The 19,651-nt window shown below is 61.5% G+C and carries 14 protein-coding genes; 6 read left to right on the top strand and 8 right to left on the bottom strand.

The window, feature by feature from the left end; all coding sequences use genetic code 11:
• Positions 1–61 precede the first annotated feature (61 nt).
• The 6 genes from BM116_RS09515 to BM116_RS09490 are packed head-to-tail and all read left to right on the top strand — an operon-like array spanning position 62 to position 6,885.
• Positions 62–1,021 (top strand): AAA family ATPase, encoded by a 960-nt coding sequence (locus BM116_RS09515; protein ID WP_083724229.1) that lies wholly within the window; start codon positions 62–64, stop codon positions 1,019–1,021.
• Positions 1,022–1,026: 5 nt separating this feature from the next.
• Entirely contained in the window at positions 1,027–1,977 is a 951-nt protein-coding gene (locus tag BM116_RS09510; protein WP_083724227.1) for a DUF58 domain-containing protein, read from the top strand.
• Positions 1,974–2,435, top strand: a complete 462-nt coding sequence (locus BM116_RS09505; protein WP_083724225.1) for a DUF4381 domain-containing protein — start codon at positions 1,974–1,976, stop codon at positions 2,433–2,435. The genes BM116_RS09510 and BM116_RS09505 overlap by 4 nt, the downstream gene beginning before the upstream one ends.
• On the top strand, positions 2,428–3,423 hold the full coding sequence (locus BM116_RS09500; RefSeq protein WP_083724223.1) for a VWA domain-containing protein: 996 nt from the start codon (positions 2,428–2,430) through the stop codon (positions 3,421–3,423). Before BM116_RS09505 ends, BM116_RS09500 begins: the two co-directional genes overlap by 8 nt.
• Positions 3,416–5,227 (top strand): VWA domain-containing protein, encoded by a 1,812-nt coding sequence (locus BM116_RS09495; RefSeq protein ID WP_169847219.1) that lies wholly within the window; start codon positions 3,416–3,418, stop codon positions 5,225–5,227. The genes BM116_RS09500 and BM116_RS09495 overlap by 8 nt, the downstream gene beginning before the upstream one ends.
• Entirely contained in the window at positions 5,227–6,885 is a 1,659-nt protein-coding gene (locus BM116_RS09490) for a BatD family protein (RefSeq protein ID WP_083724219.1), read from the top strand. The genes BM116_RS09495 and BM116_RS09490 overlap by 1 nt, the downstream gene beginning before the upstream one ends.
• Before the next feature lie 506 nt (positions 6,886–7,391).
• Here BM116_RS09490 and BM116_RS09485 read toward each other — a convergent pair.
• From BM116_RS09485 to BM116_RS09450, 8 genes are all read right to left on the bottom strand, one after another.
• Positions 7,392–9,746: an efflux RND transporter permease subunit gene (locus BM116_RS09485; RefSeq protein WP_083724217.1), complete on the bottom strand. Its 2,355-nt coding sequence runs from the start codon at positions 9,744–9,746 to the stop codon at positions 7,392–7,394.
• A gap of 24 nt (positions 9,747–9,770) precedes the next feature.
• Entirely contained in the window at positions 9,771–10,895 is a 1,125-nt protein-coding gene (locus BM116_RS09480; protein WP_083724215.1) for a WD40/YVTN/BNR-like repeat-containing protein, read from the bottom strand.
• A gap of 231 nt (positions 10,896–11,126) precedes the next feature.
• On the bottom strand, positions 11,127–13,502 hold the full coding sequence (locus tag BM116_RS09475; protein ID WP_083724213.1) for an efflux RND transporter permease subunit: 2,376 nt from the start codon (positions 13,500–13,502) through the stop codon (positions 11,127–11,129).
• Between the two features lie 27 nt (positions 13,503–13,529).
• On the bottom strand, positions 13,530–14,657 hold the full coding sequence (locus BM116_RS09470; protein WP_083724211.1) for a WD40/YVTN/BNR-like repeat-containing protein: 1,128 nt from the start codon (positions 14,655–14,657) through the stop codon (positions 13,530–13,532).
• Between the two features lie 270 nt (positions 14,658–14,927).
• A complete protein-coding gene (pepN, locus tag BM116_RS09465) occupies positions 14,928–17,579 on the bottom strand; it encodes an aminopeptidase N (RefSeq protein ID WP_083724209.1) in 2,652 nt (883 codons plus the stop codon).
• 78 nt (positions 17,580–17,657) lie between these two features.
• Positions 17,658–18,464: a DUF2797 domain-containing protein gene (locus BM116_RS09460; protein WP_083724345.1), complete on the bottom strand. Its 807-nt coding sequence runs from the start codon at positions 18,462–18,464 to the stop codon at positions 17,658–17,660.
• Between the two features lie 32 nt (positions 18,465–18,496).
• Positions 18,497–18,763, bottom strand: coding sequence for a YeaC family protein (locus BM116_RS09455; RefSeq protein ID WP_083724207.1), 267 nt, complete (start codon positions 18,761–18,763; stop codon positions 18,497–18,499).
• A 29-nt stretch (positions 18,764–18,792) separates the two neighbouring features.
• Positions 18,793–19,641 carry a rhomboid family intramembrane serine protease gene (locus BM116_RS09450; RefSeq protein WP_083724205.1) on the bottom strand — a complete coding sequence of 283 codons (849 nt, stop codon included), beginning with the start codon at positions 19,639–19,641 and terminating at the stop codon, positions 18,793–18,795.
• Positions 19,642–19,651 lie beyond the last annotated feature (10 nt).

Below are 19,651 nucleotides of genomic sequence, written 5' to 3'. Positions count from 1 at the left end.
GGCTTTTCGTTACAGTGACACCCACTGATTCCAGCCCGTGCCTCGGAACAACGGACACCACATGACCCATCGGGATTCCCTGCTGCAGTTGAAGGCCTTTATGGGCCAACACATTTTCGGTCAGGAACATCTGATCGACCGTATGCTCATCAGCTTGTTGGCTGGCGGTCACGTACTGGTCGAGGGCGCTCCCGGGCTGGCCAAGACCAAGGCCATCAAAGCCCTGTCCGAGGGTATCGAGGCGGACTTCCACCGTATTCAGTTCACCCCCGACCTGCTGCCCGCCGACATTACCGGCACCGAGGTCTACCACCCGGAAACCGCCACCTTCAGCTTTCAGCAAGGCCCCATCTTTCATCATCTGGTGCTGGCTGATGAAATCAACCGGGCGCCGGCCAAGGTGCAATCTGCCCTACTGGAGGCCATGGCCGAACGCCAGGTGAGTATCGGCCGCGAGACCTACGGGCTGCCCGAGCTATTCATGGTGATGGCGACGCAAAACCCGATCGAGCAGGAAGGCACCTATCCGCTGCCAGAGGCGCAGCTCGACCGCTTTTTGATGCACGTGCGCATTGGCTTTCCGGATGCGGCCCTTGAGCGGCAGATTCTGCAACTGGCTCGGGGCGAAGCCCGGGGCGAGGAACCGCGCATTGCCGAGCGCATCAGCCAGCAGTGCATTCTCGCCGCCCGCCAGGAAGTGCTTGAGCTGTTCATGGCCGATGCGGTGGAGGAGTATCTGATCCAGCTGGTCATGGCCACCCGCAGACCCGACCAGTACAACCCGCAACTGGCCGAATGGCTGGAGATGGGCGCCAGCCCGCGCGGCACTATTGCGCTGGATCGCTGCGCCCGCGCCCACGCCTGGCTGGCCGGGCGCGACTTTGTCAGCCCCGAAGACGTGCAAGCCATCGCCCACGACGTGCTGCGTCACCGCGTACTGCTGAGCTTTGAGGCCGAGGCTGCAGGTATGGACAGCGATCAGGCGATCAACCTGCTGATCGACTCGGTGCCGGTGGTCTGAGCGCCATGAGTGCTGCCGTCGACCCGGCCATCCACTGCACGCTGGAGAGTCTGCTCGCCACCCGCAGACACTGCCATGAACTGCCGCTGTTCAGCCGCCCGGTGCGTAACAGCCGGCAGACCGGTCAGCAGAACTCTCGCCTGCGCGGCCGAGGTGTGGACTTTGATCAGGTGCGCGCCTACCTGCCCGGTGACGACATCCGCAACATCGACTGGCGCGTTACCGCACGCAGCCAGAAGGTACATACCAAGGTCTTCAACGAGGAGCGCGAGCGCCCGGTATTTCTGATTGGCGAGCAGAGCCCGAGGCTGTTTTTCGGCAGCCAGCGCTGCTTCAAATCGGTGCTGGCGGCAGAGACCTGCGCACTCATCGCCTGGACCGCGCTAGCGCATCACGACCGGGTGGGCGGCATGGTATTCGGCCCTCGCGAGTGCCACGAAGTACGGCCCCGGCGCGATCGTCAGGCGCTGCTCAAACTGCTGCAGCTGCTGGTGGACGCCGACCAGGCACTGACGCCCGAATCTCACGACCCGTACGAGCCGGCCAACGAGCCGCTGAATATGGCGCTACGCCACAGCCGCGAGATTATCCGCCCGGGCAGCATTCTCTATATCGTCTGTGATCACGCCGCTATAGAAGGACTCAATCAGAGCCTGCTGGTGCCGTTGGCCGGCCACAACGACCTGATTCTGCTGCCGGTGTTTGACCCGCTGGATGTCGAGCTGCCCCGCTTTGGTCCGCTGGATTTTGTCCAGGGCGAACGCCACCTGACCCTGGATACCCAGCAAGACAGCGTGCGCGAGGACTACGCCGCCCAGTTCACCGCCCAGCGCCAGGCCTGGCTGCGGCTAGCGCGGCGTTTGCGTTGCAGCCTGCTGCCGCTGGACACACGGCAACCCGCCCACGAACAGCTGCGCGACACCCTGAGCGGCTCAACACGCGCGGGCGGCGCATGAGCAGCCCGTTGCAGGGCAGCCTGCTGATGCCCGGCGCGCCACCACCGATCAGTTGGTGGCCACCGGCTCCCGGCTGGCTGTTGCTGGCTGCAGTGCTGCTCGCCCTGGCGGTGCTGATGCCACTGTTGCTGGTGCTCAACCGCAAGCGCCAGCGCCGCCGTCTCAAGGCGCAGCGCATCATCTGGGAGGTAAGCGACAGCCTGCCGGATCAGGATTGGCTGGCCGCACTCAACACACAACTGAAACGGCACCTCAAAGCCCGCGGCGAGGCGTCCGCCACCCGTCTGTACGGACAGGCCTGGGTCGATTATCTCTGCCGCCATTATCCCCGCCCCCGCAGCGACCTGCTGGCACCGCTCGGCCATGCCCTGTACCAGGCCGAGCTACAGTTGAGCCCCCAGCAACGACGCAGCCTGCAGCGCGAGCTGCTGCGCTGGATCAGGTACAACCATGCTTGAGTTCGCCTGGCCTGCTGCGCTGCTGCTTGCACCGCTGCCCTGGATAGTGCGCTGGCTGCTGCCGCCGGCCGAGCGCCCGGCCCGTGCGTTGCACATCGGCTTTATGCCCAGGCTCAAGCGACTACAGGCAGATCAGGAGCCGCTGGGACGCACAACGCGCAACGCCGCGCCGCTGATCCTGATCTGGTTGCTGTTGCTGTGCGCCCTGGCCCGACCCCAGTTGTTGGGCGCCCCGCTGCCACCGCTGAGCAGCGGCCGCGACATGATGCTGGCCATCGACCTCTCCGCCAGTATGGACACCCGCGACCTGCAGCTCGAAGGCGCCACCAGCGACCGTCTCAGCGTGGTCAAGCACTGGCTGAGCGAGTTCGTCGCCCAGCGCAGCGGTGACCGGCTGGGGCTGATTCTGTTTGGCAGCAAGGCTTACGTGCAGTCGCCACTGACCTATGACCTGGACAGCGTCAGCCTGTGGCTGAGTGAAGCCTTTATTGGTCTTGCCGGCCGCGACACCGCCATCGGTGACGCCATTGGCCTGGCGATCAAGCGGCTCAGTGCCCAGCCGGCCAACAGCCGAGTGCTGCTGCTAGTAACCGACGGCGCCAACACAGCCGGCGGCATGTCCCCCATCCAGGCCGCCAGAGTCGCCGCCAAGGAGCACATCCGCATATTTACCGTGGGCGTTGGCGCTCAGGCCAGTGGCCAGGGCGACCTGCTGAGCATACTGGAGGGCGATGCCGACCCGGCCAGCGACCTGGACGAGGCCAGCCTGCAGGAAATTGCCCAGCTGACCGGCGGCGCCTACTTCCGGGTCAGTGATGAGGCATCGCTGGCGCAGATGCTTGAGCGCATCGAACAACTCGAACCCAGCCAGCGAGCTGACCGTAGCAGCCGTGAGGCGCAGCCACTGTATCCCTGGCCACTCGCTGCCGCCCTGTTGCTCAGCGCCCTGTGGAGCAGTCGCCCGATGCGCCGGAGGCTGCATGCCTGACTCGCTGCTGCCCTTTACCTTTCTGCGCCCGCTCTGGTTGCTCGGCATCGCGCCAGCGCTGCTGCTCTGCTGGTACCTGTACCGCCACCGGCGTCAGCACTCCGGCTGGGATGCACTGCTGCCGGCCAACCTGCGCCGCGCACTGCTGCAGCAGCACAGCGGGCGCCACTACCTTGGCCGCTATTTGCTGCTGGGCAGCGTCTGGACACTGGCTCTGCTGATTCTCGCCGGGCCGGCCTGGGAGTCAGATAACACCCAGCGGCGCGAGGACAGCGGCAGCCTGATCATTGTGCTGCAGGTGTCGCGCAGCATGCTTTCCAATGACCTGCCACCAACGCGCCTGGAGCAAGCCAAGCGCAAGATTCGCGACCTGCTGCGCGACTACCCGGACCGCCGCGTGGCGCTGATTGCCTACGCCGGCAGCGCACACCTGGTTGCCCCACTCACCCGCGACCACGACACGCTGCGCAACCTGCTCGATGCACTGCACCCGGACATCATGCCAGTGCGTGGTCAGCAACTTGATCAAGCCCTGCAGCTGGCCGCCGACATGCGCGCCTCGCGAGGCGACAGCCGTACACAGGTGCTGCTGCTGACCAGTGGCATTGAAGACGCAGACAACACCACGGCTTCCTCTGCCCGCCGCGAACTGGGCAGTGCACTGCGGGTGATCGGCATCGGCACGGCCGACGGAGCACCTATTCCGCTGGCCGAGGGCGGCTTCATGCGCGACGAACAAGGCCGCATCATGCTGCCTCGCCTTGATGAGCAGGCCATGCTCGCCTTTGCCCGCGCCAACGGCGGCGACTACCGCCGCCTGAGCAGCGACGAAAGCGACCTGCAGCAATTACTCGCTGTGCCGGACAGCCAGTCCACCAATGGTCCGGCAGCCGTGCAGCGGCAGGATCAGGGGCATTGGTTGCTGTTGTTGCTATTGCCGCTGGCCGCTCTGGGGGCGCGCCGTGGTTGGTTGCTGGTACTGTTGGTCGCGCTATGGTTGCCGCCGCCGGCCAGCGCCATGACCTGGCAGGATTTGTGGCAACGCCCGGATCAACAGGCCAGCCAACTGCTGCAGGAAGGCAAAAACGCCGAGGCCGCCAGCCGCTTTGAAGACCCGCAGTGGCGCGCCTGGGCGTTAATGCAAAGCGGCGATTTCCAGGCTGCCGCCGACACCTGGGCAGCGCTGGCCAGCGCCGAGCCGAGCAACGCCAACCACCACTTCAGCCAGGGCACCGCGTTGGCTCTTGCAGAGGACTACCGGGGCGCGCTGCTGGCCTTTGAAGCCGCCCTCACCCAGGCGCCTGACCACACCGCCGCCCGTCACAACCGCCAATTGGTCGAAGCCTATCTTGCCAGCCTCGAAGAACAGTCCGATACCCCAGACGCCACAGACAGCGACCAACCAGGCCCCGGGACTGGCGACCCGTCAGAGCAGGACGGTGTCACCGACGACGCTCAGTTAGAGTCCCAGAGCAATACCGCCAACGCGCAGAACGCCACCCCGGAGGCCACTGACAACAGCAGCGCGGCCAGCAGCAATACCGCAGGACAAGGCAGCAGCGACAGCGGCCAGGCAGGCGAGCAAGGCGCGGCTCTGACGGGTGAGCTGGTCGACAGCCCGGATGACGGCAACGCCGGCAGCATTGAGAGCGGCGTTGGTGGTGGCGGCAGCAGCCGACATGAGATAGAACAGCAACAGGCGGTGCAACAATGGTTGCGCGATATTCATGACAATCCGGCAGAATTGCTACGCCGCAAGTTTCTCTATCAACACCTGCAACAACCGGACGGACGCCCACGATAATGCGCCAGCTGTTTCTTATCCTTGTGCTGTTATGCACCAGCGCACCGCTGCAGGCGGCGCTGCAGGCGAGCGTCAACCGCACCCAGCTGGAGCCGGAACAGACCCTTGAGCTGACGCTGGAAAGCACCCTGGCCAGCCGCGACGATCAACTCGACCTGACGCCGCTACAGGAACACTTCGAGGTGCTCGACGACCGCCGCCTGAGCCTGGTCAGCCAAATTAACGGGCGTACCGTTCCGGTCACCCGTTGGGTCATCGAGCTGCGCCCGTTGCGCAGTGGCTTTGTGGTGATTCCGCCCCTGACCCTGCGCGGCGACCATAGCGAGCCCGTCAGCCTGCGCGTGCTCACCGCCGAGCAACTGGCCAACGCCGACCCGGCCAATCAGGCACCGGTATTCATCAATGCCGAGGTTGATACCCGTAATCCGTATGTGCAGGCGCAGGTACTGCTGACCCTGCGTATCTTTCATTCAGTCTCGCTGTACGACGACTCTACCCTGAGCGGACTGGATATCCCCGATGCCCGGGTAGAGGCGTTGAGCGCGCCGAAAACCTACGAACGCACGCTGGACGGTGTAGTACACGGCGTCATCGAAATTCGCTACGCCATCTACCCGCAACGCAGCGGCCCACTGGAAATCCCCTCGCAGCTGTTCAGCGCCACCGCCCTGCAACCCCGCGAGGCAAGCAGCAACAGCGGGCACAACGCGCGGTTTGTGCAGTTGCGCTCACCCAGTCTGCAGCTGGAGGTACGCCCCGTGCCGGACAGCTACCCGGCCGACACGCCATGGCTGCCGGCGCGCCAGGTGCGCCTGAGCCAGAACTGGCAGCCCGACCCCAATCAGGAGCTGCAACGGGGTGAGCCGCTGACCCGCACCCTGTCGATCCAGGCCGATGGCCTCACCGCCAGCCAGCTGCCGGAACTGAGCGCCCTGAGTGACAGCGACGACGACCTGCGTCAGTACAGCGACCAGCCCCAACTGGAGAACCAGTTGTCTGATTCCGGCATTCTTGGCCTGCGTCAGGAAAGCTCTGCGGTGGTCACCCGCCATGCCGGCCGCTTCGAGATCCCGGCGATTCGCGTTCAGTGGTGGAACACCCAAACCGATCAACTGGAAACCTCCGAGCTGGCCGCTGTGCAATTGAACGTGCGCGGCAACGGCAACGCCCCGCCACCGCCGCCGGACTGGAACCTGCCACCGGGCGCCGATGCCTCTCCAAATTGGCCGTGGCAACTGCTCAGCGCGGCGCTGTTCTGCGCCCTGCTCGCCGCACTGCACCTGTTGCGCACCGCGCGCCGCGAACTCAACGCCCTGCAGCAACTGGATGAAGACAGCGTCAGCCTTGAGACCGACCAGCCCGACAACCCGCTCGCCGACCTGCAGACCGCCTGCCGCCACAACCGCCCGGCCGAAGCCCGCAAGGCGCTGGAACACTGGGCCAAGCGCCAGGACAGCGACCTGATCTCCCTCAGCCACACCTACCCGGTGCTGGCCGACGCGCTGGACGAACTCAACGCCTGCCTGTTCGGCCAGATCGACAGCACCTGGCGCGGCAAACCGCTCTGGCGCGCCGTGCGCAAAGTCACCCAGACCCGCCAGCGCGAAGCCGAAGCACTCGGCGAAGGCGGGATTGAGCCGTTGTATCCGGATGTGTGACATATCGCGGATGGCGTAGCGCGTCACCTGAGAGATGCCCATATACAGACATGGATAATCAGCGATGCTGGCCTATCCGCCGACTCTCGGACCACACCAGCCCAACCTCCGGACGCCAAGCGTGCACGGGCTCAATTCCCGTTTACGCGGGCGAGTAGCGCAGATTTATCGGGAAAAAGAAGCGTAGGATGTCTGAGGAGCGAAGCGACGAGTTTTCGCGTGGCCGGCGAGGCTTCCCCGATAAATCGAGCAACGCAGCGAACCCGAAGGGCCGCGTAGTCGGGTGCCCGGGGGATCGCTAAGGGGGGCTGGGCAAGCAGCCCCCCTTGGCTCGCCGTAAAAGGCGAAAGGCTCGCTTGAAGACGACGCATTCAGGCAAAATCGAGCTGGGGACAGACTCCTGCCACCCTCCTTTGTTGGCAAGCCAGCACTTTGTCTCTCCCGCAATCTGAGAAAGGCCACAAAAAAACCGCCCGACGGCGGTTTTTTTGTGCAGCTCAACTCACTCAGCTACGCAGCTTGTCCGGACGAATCAAGAAGCGAGCCAGAGCCGGCAGCAGCCACAGGGCACCGAACATGTTCCACAGGAACATAAAGGTCAGCAGGATACCCATGTCGGCCTGGAACTTGATTGCGGAGAAGATCCAGGTGGCAACGCCGATCGCCAGGGTGAAGCCGGTGAAGGTCACAGCCTTACCTGTGGTCTTCAGGGTTTCATAGTAGGCTTCCTGCAGCGGCAGGCCCTGACGCAGGTAGGTTTCCAGGCGGCTGTAAATATAGATGCCGTAGTCCACACCAATACCCACACCCAAGGCGATTACCGGCAGGGTTGCTACCTTCACGCCAATGCCGAGGAAGGCCATCAGTGCGTTGGCCAGAACCGAGGTCAGGGCGAGCGGGATGATGATACACAGCACTGCGCGGATCGAGCGGAAGGTGATCAGACACATCAGGATGACGACCGCGTATACGGTCAGCAGCATCTTGGTCTGCGACGCTTCGATCACGACGTTGGTCGCCGCTTCGATACCGGCATTACCGGCCGCCAGCAGGAACTGCATATCGTCGGTGTTGTACTCGGCAGCAAACTCTTCCACTGCGGCGGTTGCGCGCTGCAGGGTTTCGGCCTTGTGGTCATCCAGGAAGATCATGACCGGCGCCAGCGAGCAGGCCGAGTTGAACATGCCAGACGGCGCGCGGCTGATGGCGTTGTTCAGGTTGTCCTGGTTGCGCGACAGGGTCTGCCACTTCAGGTTGCCCTCGTTGTTGCCCATGATTACCTGCTTGGCAACGGTCACCAGCGACACGGCTGATTGCACGCCATCCAGGTTGTTCATGCGCCATTCCAGCTGATCGATGGCTTCCATAGTCTCGTAGGCCGAGCAGCGCTCTGCCGGCGTCTTGACCATCACCACCAGAATATCGGAGCTGGTGGAGTAGTTCTCGATAATGAACTGGTTGTCGAGGTTATAGCGCGAGTCGGCACGCAGCTCCGGTGCACCCGGGTCCAGGTCACCGATCGCGACGTTCTTGCCGTGGTAGATACCGAAGACAAAGGCGCCAATGGCCAGCACAATGGAGATCGGCGCGATTGTCGGGTGGGCAAAGCGAGAGATCGACAGCCACAGTTTCTGCGGGCGGTTGGCCAGGTTGCGGTTGCGCTCGACGGCCCCGCGGCTGATACCGATGTAGGACATAAGAATCGGCAGCAGCATCAGGTTGGTCAGGATGATGACACCCACACCAACAGAGGCAGCAATACCCAGTTCACGAATAACCTCGATCTCGATCAGCAGCAGGGTCACAAAACCCACAGCATCCGAGATCAGCGCCACGATGCCCGGAATGTACAGGGCACGGAAAGCACGACGGGCAGCGGTTTGCGCGTCATCGGCACCGGTATATTCAATCGCCATACCGTTGATGATCTGTACGCCGTGGGAGATACCGATGGCGAAGACCAGGAACGGCACCAGAATCGAGTATGGGTCCAGACCAAAGCCCAGTGTGCGCAGCAGACCAAGCTGCCACACCACCGCAATCACCGAGCAGACCAGTGTGGTCAGCGAGCTCTTGAAGCAGCGGGTAAAGATCAGCAGCAGCACAAAGGTGATCAGCAGCGCAGCACCGAAGAACATCACGACCTTGATGATGCCGTCGATCAGGTCACCGACCTTCTTGGCAAAACCAACGATGTGGATCTGGATGTTCGGGTTTTCGCCCTGAAACTCGGTACGAATCTTCTCTTCCAGCTGACGGGAGAAATCGCCGTAATCCAGCTGGATCAGCTCACCCTGGTTTTCCGGGTTGGGATAGGCTTCCTGCAGCGGGATATCGATGATGGTCGACTTGAAGTTGTTGGCAACCAAGCGGCCGATTTCACCGGACTTGAGTACGTTTTCACGCAGCTCGTCGAGATCCGCTTCGCTCAGGTAGGCCGGACGGTTGGCCACCGGGCCGCCGTCAAAACCGTACTCTGTCACCTCGGTCCAGCGTACGTTCGGCGTCCACAGCGAACGCAGGTTGGAACGGTCTACACCCGGCAGGAAGAACACCTCATCGTTAATGCGCTTGAGGGTTTCCATGTACTCGGTGGAGAAGATGTCGCCATCGTTGATCGCAACCGCAATACGAATGGTGTTGCCGAGGTTCGGCAAGTCATTCTGGTGCTCGATCATGTTGGCGATGTACGGGTGCTTGAGAGGAATCATCTTCTCAAAGCTGGTGTCGGGCTTAACCTGCGCGGCCTGATACCCGAAGAACAGGGTCAGCAGCGAAAACAGCAGCAGTACGACAATGCGGTTATTGAAGATCAACCGCTCCACAAAGGGAGCGCTTGTCTCCTGATGATGCTTGGACATCCAGACTCTCCTGGCAGCTAATTCTTATTGAACGTTGGGCAGACCCTTGGGGGATGCCTTGACCACACCGTGCTGACCGACCAGCAGCATCTGGCCATCGGGCAGATACTTGGCCGTTGCCAGCGCTACGCGGTCGGGGCGTACAGCCACGTCGAAGCTTTCACCGTGGTTATTGCTGGTCAGCACTACGCCGCCAGCACCGACCACTGCCAGGCTGTCGCCGGCAGACAGGGTGCCGCCAAGCAGCGTGGCTTCCAGCGGACCATTATTCGGCGTATGAAGCTCGACCTGCTCCCAGCTGTCGCCAAAGTCGGTAGAGCGGAACATGTTGCCGCGCAGGCCCCAGACCAGTACCTGGTTGGCCTCACCGGTGCCGGCTGCGCCGAACCAGGTGCCATCGTAGGGAGAGTTCTGCAGGGTTTCCCAGGTATCACCAAAATCGGCAGAGCGATACAGGGTGCCCATTTCACCAGCCAGGAACAGGCCGGCGCCTTTCACCGGAGTGACCGCGTTGTAGTGGAAGCCATCGGGGTTGTCGATGTCGAAAGACAGGTCTTCCCAGCTCTCGCCGCCATCATCGGTGCGCAGATAGATACCGTAGGCGCCGAAGGCAAAGCCGGTGTTGGCATCACGGAACCAGACATCCATCAGCGGGCGTTCCAGCAGGCCGGGGCCGTTGGGGTCAGCCGGCATATCCAGCTCAGGGTCACGGTATTGCATTTCCCAGTTGCTGCCCGCATCAGAGGTGTGCAGGATGACCGAGTCATGACCTACCGCCCAGCCGTTGTTGGCATCGGCAAAGAATACAGAGGTAAGCAGCTGACGGGCCGGAACCTCGGCCTGAGTCCAGCTGGCACCCTGGTCATCTGAGTAGACAATGTGGCCACGGCTGCCTACGGCTACCAGGCGATCGCCAGCGGCGGCAACATCCAGCAGCAGCGTGTGGCTGGCCAGCTCGGATTTGACAGCCGGCTTGGGTGCCTCGGCAACGGTGTCTTGAGCTTGCACAAACGGTGCGGCACAGAGTGCGACACTGAGACTGGCAGCAGACAGCATGCGAGATGAAAAGAACAGTTTGCGTAACTGCGCCCGGTGGCCGGAGACGGCCGGCAGAGTCGTTTGAGTGCGCCGACGAGTGGGCTCACGCATACACCAATCCCCCTTATTGTTATCAGTTCTTCTGCGCTGGTGCGCTGAATGACCCATGGTAACGAGGCTGGGGGGCCAGCGCCAACGGCTGACGGTTATCTTTTGTTAATCACAATATTGATGCGGAATCACTACTTTTAGCCGCAATATTGTCCCGAGAATCACTCTTTATGCCACCCAAAAACAACAAGGCCCGCCGAATTGGCGGGCCTTGCAGGTCAGTCAGTCGCCTCAGTGAGACAGCTTGCTGCCCTTGGACTTGCGAACCTTCTCCGGGTTGATCAGGAAGCGCGCCAGTGCCGGCAGCAGCAGCATCGCACCGATCATGTTAACGAGGAACATGAAGGTCAGCATCAGACCCATGTCGGCCTGGAACTTGATGGCCGAGAAGATCCAGGTTGCCACACCGATTGCCAGACACAGACCGGTGAACAGTACCGCTTTACCGGTGGAGCGCAGGGTCTCGTAGTAGGCCTCCTGCAGCGGCATACCCTGGCGCAGGAAGGTTTCCAGTCGGCTGTAGACATAGATACCGTAGTCCACACCAATCCCCACACCCAGCGCAATCACCGGGAGGGTGGCCACCTTCATGCCAATGCCGAGGAAGGCCATCAGCGCGTTACCCATCACCGAGGTCAGGATCAGCGGCAGTACGATACAGATAGTCGCAGGTACCGAGCGGAAGGTGATCATGCACATGACACCCACCCAGATGTACACCAGCACCAGAATGGTCAGCTCCGAGCTGGAGATGATCTCGTTGGTAGCCGCTTCAATACCGGCGTTACCCGCAGCCAGCTTGAAGGTCATGTCATCGGTGTTGTACTCGGCCGCAAACTCCTTCACCGCGTCGGTTGCACGAGTCAGCGTATCGGCCTTGTGGTCATCCAGGAAGATCATCACCGGGGCCAGCGAGCAGGCGGCGTTGAACATGCCTGACGGCGCACGGCTGATGGCGTTATTCAGGACGTCCTGGTTACGCGACAGCCCCTGCCACTTCAGGTTGCCCTCGTTGGAGCCCATGATCACCTGCTTGGCCACAGTCACCAGCGATACCGCCGACTGCACACCTTCGAGGTTGCTCATCTTCCATTGCAGCTGGTCGATGGCTTCCATGGTGTCGTAGGCAGAGCACTTCTCCGGCGGCGTGCTGACCATCACCACCAGAATGTCGGAGCTGGTGGTGTAGTTGCTGATGATGAAGTCGTTGTCCAGGTTGTAGCGCGAGTCCGGATGCAGCTCCGGTGCGCCGGCATCCAGGTCACCGATCTTGATATTGGCTTTTTGGTACATGAAGCAGCCAACACCACCCACCAGCGCAATGATCACCAGCCAGGGTGCCACGTTCGGGTGCGCGACATTGGACAGGAAGCGCCAGAACGGATGCTCACGGACAGCGTCACGCTTGGAGCGCTCAATCGCCTTCTTGCTGATACCCAGATAGGAAATGGTTACCGGCAGCATGATCAGGTTGGTAAAGACGATGACCGCCACACCAATGGAGGCACCGATCGCCAGCTCATGGATCACGCCAATATCGATGATCAGCAGTGTGATAAAGCCAACCGCATCGGCCAGGATCGCAATCATGCCCGGCAGGAACAGCTGACGGAAGGTCAGCCGCGCAGCCGTTAGGGCGTTATCAGCGCCTCCTGACTGCAACGCAATACCGTTGATCTTCTGTACCCCGTGGGAAATACCGATAGCGAAAATCAGGAAGGGTACCAGCATCGAGTACGGGTCTATCCCAAAGCCGACCAGATTGATCAGACCAAGCTGCCAGATCACCGCAATCAGCGTGGTTACCAGCACCGATACGGTACTGCGGATACACCAGGTGAACAGGTACAGCGCCACAAAGGTAATCACGAAGGCAACGGCGAAGAAGCCGACAACGCCGATCAGGCCGTCGATCAGGTCACCGACTTTCTTGGCAAAACCTACGATGTGGATCTTGATGTTCGGGTTTTCATTCTGGAAGCGATCGCGAATCTTCTCTTCCAGCTGGTGGGAGAACTCCTTGTAGTCCAGGCGCAGCAGCTCGCTCTGGTTTTCCGGGTTCGGATAGAACTCCTGGAGCGGCACCTCGATGATGCTGGACTTGAAGTTGTTGGCCACCAGACGACCGATTTCACCGGACTTGAGTACGTTGGCACGTAGCTCTTCCAGGTCCTGCTCGTTGGTGTAGGCCGGGTGGTTGGTTACCGGGCCGCCATCAAAGCCGTACTCGGTCACCTCGGTCCAGCGCACGTTCGGCGTCCACAGCGAGCGCAGGTTGGAACGGTCTACACCGGGCAGGAAGAACACCTCGTCGTTGATCTGCTTGAGGGTTTCCATGTACTCGGAGCTGAAGATATCGCCTTCCTCGATGGCCACCGCGATGCGGATGGAGTTACCGAGGTTGGCGAGATCGTCCTGGTGCTCGAGCATGTTGACGATGTAGGGGTGCTCAAGCGGAATCATCTTGGCAAAGCTGGTATCGGGCCGTACCTGCAGCGCCTGATAACCGAGAAACAGTGAAACGAGGGTAAACAGCACCACCACCACAAGGCGGTTGTTGAAGACCAACCGCTCCATGAAGGGGGCATCTTTCTGGTCAAAGGACATCCAGATTCTCCTGGCTTGTAATTATTATCAGTGCGCGTGCAGTGCGTCGGCAGGCATGGTGACAACACCATGCTGGCCCACCAGCAGCAGTTCGCCGTTGGTCAACACACGGGCCGAAGCCAGTGCCACACGGTCCGGACGGGTCATGACGTCAAAGCTGCGGCCGCCGTTGTCGCTGGTCAGCACAACGCCGCCAACACCCACGACTGCAACCTGCCCGTCTGCCGACAGACCGCCACCCAGCAGGGTCGCTTCCAGCGGGCCGTTTCTCGGCGTCTTCAGCTCTATCTGCTGCCAGCTGTCGCCAAAGTCAGTAGAACGGAAGAGATTGCCGCGCAGACCCCAAACCAGTACCACGTTGTTTTGCGCAGTACCGGATACACCGAACCAGGAGCCGTCATAGGGCAGATCGGTGAGGGTTTCCCAGGTGTCGCCGAAATCAGCTGAGCGGTACAACGTGCCCATTTCACCAGCGATGAACAGACCAGCGCCATTGACTTCAGCCATGGCGTTGTAGTGGAAGCCATCGGGGTTATCGATGTCGTAGGTGCGGTCTTCCCAGGTTTCACCGCCATCATCGGTACGCAGGAAGGTGCCGTAGGCGCCGATAGCAAAGCCGGTGTTCGCGTCGCGGAACCACACATCCATCAAGGGGCGTTCCAGCAGACTGGGGCCATCCGGGTCAACCGGCTGATCCAGTTCCGGGTCGCGATACTGCATCGCCCAGGTGGCGCCGCCATCGGTGGTATTGAGAATCAGCGAGTCATGACCGACCGCCCAGCCGCGCTTGTCATCAACGAAGTATACGGCGGTCAGCAGCTGGCGCACCGGCACCTCGGCCTGGCTCCAGCTTTTACCTTGATCATCGGAATAGACGATGTGGCCACGACTACCGACAGCAACCAGACGGTCGCCAACAACGGCTGCGTCAATCAGCAGCGTGTGGGAAGCCAATGGCGATTGAATAGCCGGTTTTACCGCTTCTCCGACCGTGTCATTTGCCTGAACGGCAGCAGAACCAAGCGCGCCAAAGCCGGACAACATAACGGCAGAGGCCAACGCAGAGACAGAAAACGCTTTCTTGAGATACGAACCCTGCAGTGAAACAACTGCGCAGGTTGCGAGTGAAGCGCGCCAGTTAGACGGCTTACGCATAAACACCACCCCTCTTTGTTTTTATAGGTGTTGCTCCGCTACGGGAAGCATGTTGTCGCCACATGGCGCCTGCTGCAGCGCAGGCGCAGCCATGCAGTCATTCCGCCAGCGGACATCGCATATTAGAGACCTGCAAGGCGGGGCACAAATACCTCTCGGTAATTTTTTATTAAAATTTCACACTTGCGCGTGCTGAGTAACTCATTTATCGACGACGAGTTCAAGAGCCGCGTGCCAGACGGCTGGCGGACGTGAACTCGCCGTTACCGGTCAGGCCAGCGACTTGCTGACCACCTCATAGACATCCGGCGACAACTTCTCGGCCAGAATGCGCGACAGCTGCTCACGCATCAGCGCCTGACGCTCGTCATCAAACTTGCGCCAGCGGCTCAGCGGCGTCACCAGGCGCGAGGCAATCTGCGGATTGCTGCGGTCCAGCTCGATGATGCGATCAGCCAGGAAGGCGTAGCCGCTGCCGTCGATGGCGTGGAAGTTGGCAAGGTTCTGGTTAACGAAAGCGCCAATCAGCGCACGCACCTTGTTCGGGTTGCGCATCGTAAACAGCGGATGCTCCATCAGTTTCTGCACCCGCTCCAGCGCGCCCGGCTGGGAAGCCATGGCCTGCACGCTGAACCACTGATCCATCACCAGCGGATAAGCGGCCCAACGCTCGGCAAAGTCGGCCAAGGCCGCTTCACGCTGTTGCTCAAAGGGTGAGTTAACCAGCGCCACCAGCGCAGCCTGACGGTCAGTCATATTGCTGGCCTCAACAAACTGACGCACACACCAGTTCAACACCTCCTGCTCACCGGTCAGCATCAGATAACCCAGCAGGCTGTTCTTCAGGCTGCGGTCAGCCATCGCCGATGCACTGGGGCTGAACTCCCCTGCCCCGGCGGCTGCCAGGGCCTGGTAGCGGGCAGCCATGTCGTCACGCAGGGCCACCGCCAGTGCGCGGCGCAGCCACTCACGGGCAAAGTGGATAGCATCAACGTCCGCTACCTCGGCCACTTCAACCAGATAGGCCTCAGACGGCAGACGGATGATTTCTGCCACCATGGCAGCGTCCAACTCGGAATCGGTGATCACGCTGCGCATGACGTCCACCAGGCGCTGATCGAGATTCAGCGGGCGGCCGGCCCGATGAATATCGACCAGCCCCTGCAGCACATCTACCGCCAGACCCTGGGCCGCCTCCCAGCGATTGAAGCCGTCCGGGTCGTGCTTGGCCAGGAACACGCGATCATCCCGGCTGTAGGGATAGCTCAACTTGACCGGCGCAGAGAAGCCGCGCAGCAAAGACGGCAGCGGGCAAGTCGGTACATTCTCGAACACCAGCGTCTGCTCGGCTTCGGTGATGGACACAACAGCCTCGGTACCCAGCGCCTCGCCATTGAGCCGCAGCGTCATCTCTTTACCGTCACGGTCCAGCAGTGCCATACGCACCGGAATCACCTGCGGGAGCTTGTCGGGCTGGCCGGGCGTTGGCGGGCAGACCTGATTGAAGTGCAGACGGTATTCGCAGCGCGAGGCGTCATACTCGCTGGTGACGCTCAGGCGCGGGGTACCGGCCTGGCTGTACCAGCGTTTGAATTGGCTAAAGTCAGCGCCATTGGCATCTTCTAGTGCCTTGATAAAGTCATCACAGGTGACGGCCTGGCCGTCGTGACGCTCAAAGTACAGGTCGGTGCCCTTGCGAAAGCCCTCCTCGCCCAACAGCGTGTGCAGCATACGCACCACCTCTGCGCCCTTCTCATAGACAGTCAGGGTGTAGAAGTTGGAGATCTCGATAAAGGAGTCCGGGCGCACCGGGTGCGCCATGGGGCCGGCGTCTTCGGCAAACTGGTTGGCACGCAGGAAGGTGACATCCTCAATGCGCTTGACCGTGCGCGAGTTCATGTCGGCGGAGAACTCGGAGTCGCGGAAGACGGTAAAGCCTTCTTTCAGCGACAGCTGGAACCAGTCACGGCAGGTAACCCGGTTGCCCGACCAGTTATGGAAATACTCGTGCGCGACGACCGCCTCGACCCGCTGGAAGGCCATGTCGGTCGCAGTGTCCTGATGCGCGAGCACACAGCTGGAGTTGAAGATATTGAGGCCCTTGTTCTCCATCGCGCCCATATTGAAGTCATTGACCGCAACGATCATGAAGATATCCAGATCGTACTCACGGCCATAGACCTCTTCATCCCAGCGCATGGAGCGCTTGAGGCTGTCCATGGCGTGGTCGCACTGGGTGCGGTTTTCCGGCTCGACGTAGATGCGCAGGTCGATCTCGCGCCCGCTCATGGTGGTGAAGCTGTCCTGCAGCAGGCAGAGGTCACCGGCGACCAGGGCGAACAGGTAGGCCGGTTTGGGGAACGGATCTTCCCAGCTGACCCAGTGGCGCCCCCCCTCGTGCTCGCCGGAAGCAATCGGGTTGCCGTTTGACAGCAGTACCGGGTAGCGCTCGCGCTCGGCAATGACCGTGGTGGTGAAGCGGCTCATTACGTCCGGGCGGTCGAGGTAGTAGGTAATCTTGCGAAAGCCCTCAGCCTCGCACTGGGTGCAGAACATGCTGCCGGACTTGTACAGCCCTTCCAGCGCGGTGTTGTTCTGCGGTTCGATGCGGGTGGTCAGCGCCAGCGCGAAGGTGGCATCGGCTGGCTGCAGGCTAAGGCTGTCATCATCGACCTGATAGTCGCCCTCGCCCAGCTCGCGCTCATCCAGCACCACCTTGAGCAGCGCCAGCTCCTGGCCATGCAGCGTGAGCGCAGGCAGTGCGCCGTCGCCGTGCAGGTCGCTGTTCAGGCGCAACGCCAGGCGGCTGTGCACCAGCGCGTGGTCCTCGAACAGCTCAAAGGTCAGCTGGGTCTCGTCGACCCAGTAATCCGGCGCCTTATAGTCCTTGAGGTAAATCGTCTTGGGTTGTTCGGTACGCATGTCAGAGCTCCGCTGCGGCCGAGGTCGGCCGGTGAAATCATGTTCGGCCGCCCCTGCAGGGCGGCCCTGCCGTTATGCTCAACCGGCGCTGAAGGCCAGCTGGTAGGCGGTGTATTTGCGAATATTGATAACTGCAGTGTCGAGCAGCAGGTACTGCCCCTTGATGCCAAGCAGTGTGCCTTCGAGCACCGGATCTTTGTCCAGGTTGGCCGATTGCGGCTTGGCCACGTACTGCTCGACCGGATAACGAATCTCCAGCGACTCGGCCTGCGGCAGCAACTGAATCGCCTGCAAGCCAAAACGCGACTGCAGCTCAGTCAGGCCTGCCTCGGCGTTATTCAGCAGGCGATCACGCTCGGCGCACAAATCCAGCGGTTCCGGATCACCCTTGAGCAACGCGCGCCAGTTGGTCTTGTCTGCCACCTGCTGACGCAGCAGGTCCTCCACCAGACCAGACTGCTGCCGGGTAGCCACGCGCATGATCGGCAGTGCCTGGCTTGCGCCCTGGTCGATCCAGCGCGTCGGAATCTGGGTGGCGCGGGTAATACCCACCTTCAGGCCCGACGAATTGGCCAGATAGACGATGTGATCAGTCATGCAAAACTGCTCACCCCATGCTGGCTCACGGCAGGTACCCTGATCGTAGTGGCACTTCTCCGGGCTCATGATGCAGACATCACACTGCGCGAGCTTGGTGAAGCACGGGTAGCAATAGCCCTGGCTGAAGCTTTTCTTGGTCTTGCGGCCACAGTGCACGCAATTGATAACGCCCAGCGCTTCCAGACGCAGTGTCTTGCCAAGCAAGGCGTTAAGCGGCACCTGCTCTTCACCAATCGGCAAGCTGTAGGTAACCGGCGTCTCGGGTGACTCGAGCTGGCCGCGCATTTTGCTGACGCCGCCCTGAAACTGCAGCTGGCTCAATGCAAGGTCTCCGAACGGGTCGAAAACAGAATATTGGGGATTTCCTTCTCCTGCGACTTGCAGCCTTGCGGCCCCATGTACCCGGTGCGCTCCTCTTCCGGCAGATTGTCCTGTTCCCAGGCGATCATCGCCTGCAGGCAGAGTTCCTTCTGCTCGCGCGTCAGCTTGCGCCCGTCCGGCCATTTGCCGATTTCCACGGCCAGCTTGAGGCTTTGATAGATTTCCGGGCTGATGTTGCGCAGCATCTCGACGAAGGTAGTCATCGGGTCTCCCGCTGGATGAGTGAAAGTGGCTATTGTACCTGCCGCTGACGCTGCAACGCACCTGCCACTGCGCCGATCAGGCAGCCGGCAGCAAAGCCGCTGACATGGGCGGCATTAGCAATGGCGCCAAACCCCAGCAGGGTTACCAGTCCGGTCATGCACAGCACCAGCCAGGCCAGCATCATGATGATGACCCCGCGTGGCAGATCAAAGAACACGTTCGGCGCCAGCTTCTGGTACAGCCAGCAATAACCAAGCAGGCCGTACAGCACGCCAGACAGCCCTCCGAACAGACTGCTGTTGCCGCTCCACAGCCACTGGGCGGTATTGGAGACCAGCCCGATCAGCAGCGTCAGTCCCAGCAGCCACAGCCCGCCGGAGCGCATCTCAATGCGCCGCCCCAACTCCCAATACCAGAGCGCGTTAAACGCCAGGTGCATTACGCCAAAGTGCAGGAAGATCGGCGTTATCAAGCGCCACCACTGGGTCATATCCGGTTGTTCGGCCAGATAGCCGCTTGGTTCAAGCGGCGTAAAGGTGAACATCACTACCTGACGCACATCAGTGCCAAGGCCGGTCAACAGCGCGACCACGGCAGTGATCAGCAAAACGCCCAAGGTGACCGGTATCAACCGGTGGGCCTGACGCCAGAACTGCGCCGCCGGGCTGGGCGCGCGCGGCGCCTCGCTCGCCCGAGGCAAACTGTCGACGCCCTGTTCATACAGGCTGCGCACAATCTGCGCGCTCGCCTCATCAACCACCCAGATCACCTGCTCGCCGCGCTCCTCGGCAATCCGGTGTACCACCCCACGACTACGCAGAAACTGCGCCAGCGGCGCCAGATCTTCATCCAGCGGACAGGTCAGTGCTTTAAGCATGCGGGCCTCG

It is taken from the genome of Halopseudomonas pachastrellae (assembly GCF_900114765.1).
GTDB lineage: Bacteria > Pseudomonadota > Gammaproteobacteria > Pseudomonadales > Pseudomonadaceae > Halopseudomonas > Halopseudomonas pachastrellae.
Note: the sequence above shows the minus strand (reverse complement) of the source record. Positions and strands in the feature narration are given on the sequence as shown.

Excerpts from the sequence above, each read along its gene's own strand:
- BM116_RS09515 (WP_083724229.1), top strand. The coding sequence starts at position 62 with ATGACCCATCGGGATTCCCTGCTGCAGTTGAAGGCCTTTATGGGCCAA.
- BM116_RS09510 (WP_083724227.1), top strand. The coding sequence starts at position 1,027 with ATGAGTGCTGCCGTCGACCCGGCCATCCACTGCACGCTGGAGAGTCTG.
- BM116_RS09505 (WP_083724225.1), top strand. The coding sequence starts at position 1,974 with ATGAGCAGCCCGTTGCAGGGCAGCCTGCTGATGCCCGGCGCGCCACCA.
- BM116_RS09500 (WP_083724223.1), top strand. The coding sequence starts at position 2,428 with ATGCTTGAGTTCGCCTGGCCTGCTGCGCTGCTGCTTGCACCGCTGCCC.
- BM116_RS09495 (WP_169847219.1), top strand. The coding sequence starts at position 3,416 with ATGCCTGACTCGCTGCTGCCCTTTACCTTTCTGCGCCCGCTCTGGTTG.
- BM116_RS09490 (WP_083724219.1), top strand. The coding sequence starts at position 5,227 with ATGCGCCAGCTGTTTCTTATCCTTGTGCTGTTATGCACCAGCGCACCG.
- BM116_RS09485 (WP_083724217.1), bottom strand. The coding sequence starts at position 9,746 with ATGTCCAAGCATCATCAGGAGACAAGCGCTCCCTTTGTGGAGCGGTTG.
- BM116_RS09480 (WP_083724215.1), bottom strand. The coding sequence starts at position 10,895 with ATGCGTGAGCCCACTCGTCGGCGCACTCAAACGACTCTGCCGGCCGTC.
- BM116_RS09475 (WP_083724213.1), bottom strand. The coding sequence starts at position 13,502 with ATGTCCTTTGACCAGAAAGATGCCCCCTTCATGGAGCGGTTGGTCTTC.
- BM116_RS09470 (WP_083724211.1), bottom strand. The coding sequence starts at position 14,657 with ATGCGTAAGCCGTCTAACTGGCGCGCTTCACTCGCAACCTGCGCAGTT.
- pepN (WP_083724209.1), bottom strand. The coding sequence starts at position 17,579 with ATGCGTACCGAACAACCCAAGACGATTTACCTCAAGGACTATAAGGCG.
- BM116_RS09460 (WP_083724345.1), bottom strand. The coding sequence starts at position 18,464 with ATGCGCGGCCAGCTCGAGTCACCCGAGACGCCGGTTACCTACAGCTTG.
- BM116_RS09455 (WP_083724207.1), bottom strand. The coding sequence starts at position 18,763 with ATGACTACCTTCGTCGAGATGCTGCGCAACATCAGCCCGGAAATCTAT.
- BM116_RS09450 (WP_083724205.1), bottom strand. The coding sequence starts at position 19,641 with ATGCTTAAAGCACTGACCTGTCCGCTGGATGAAGATCTGGCGCCGCTG.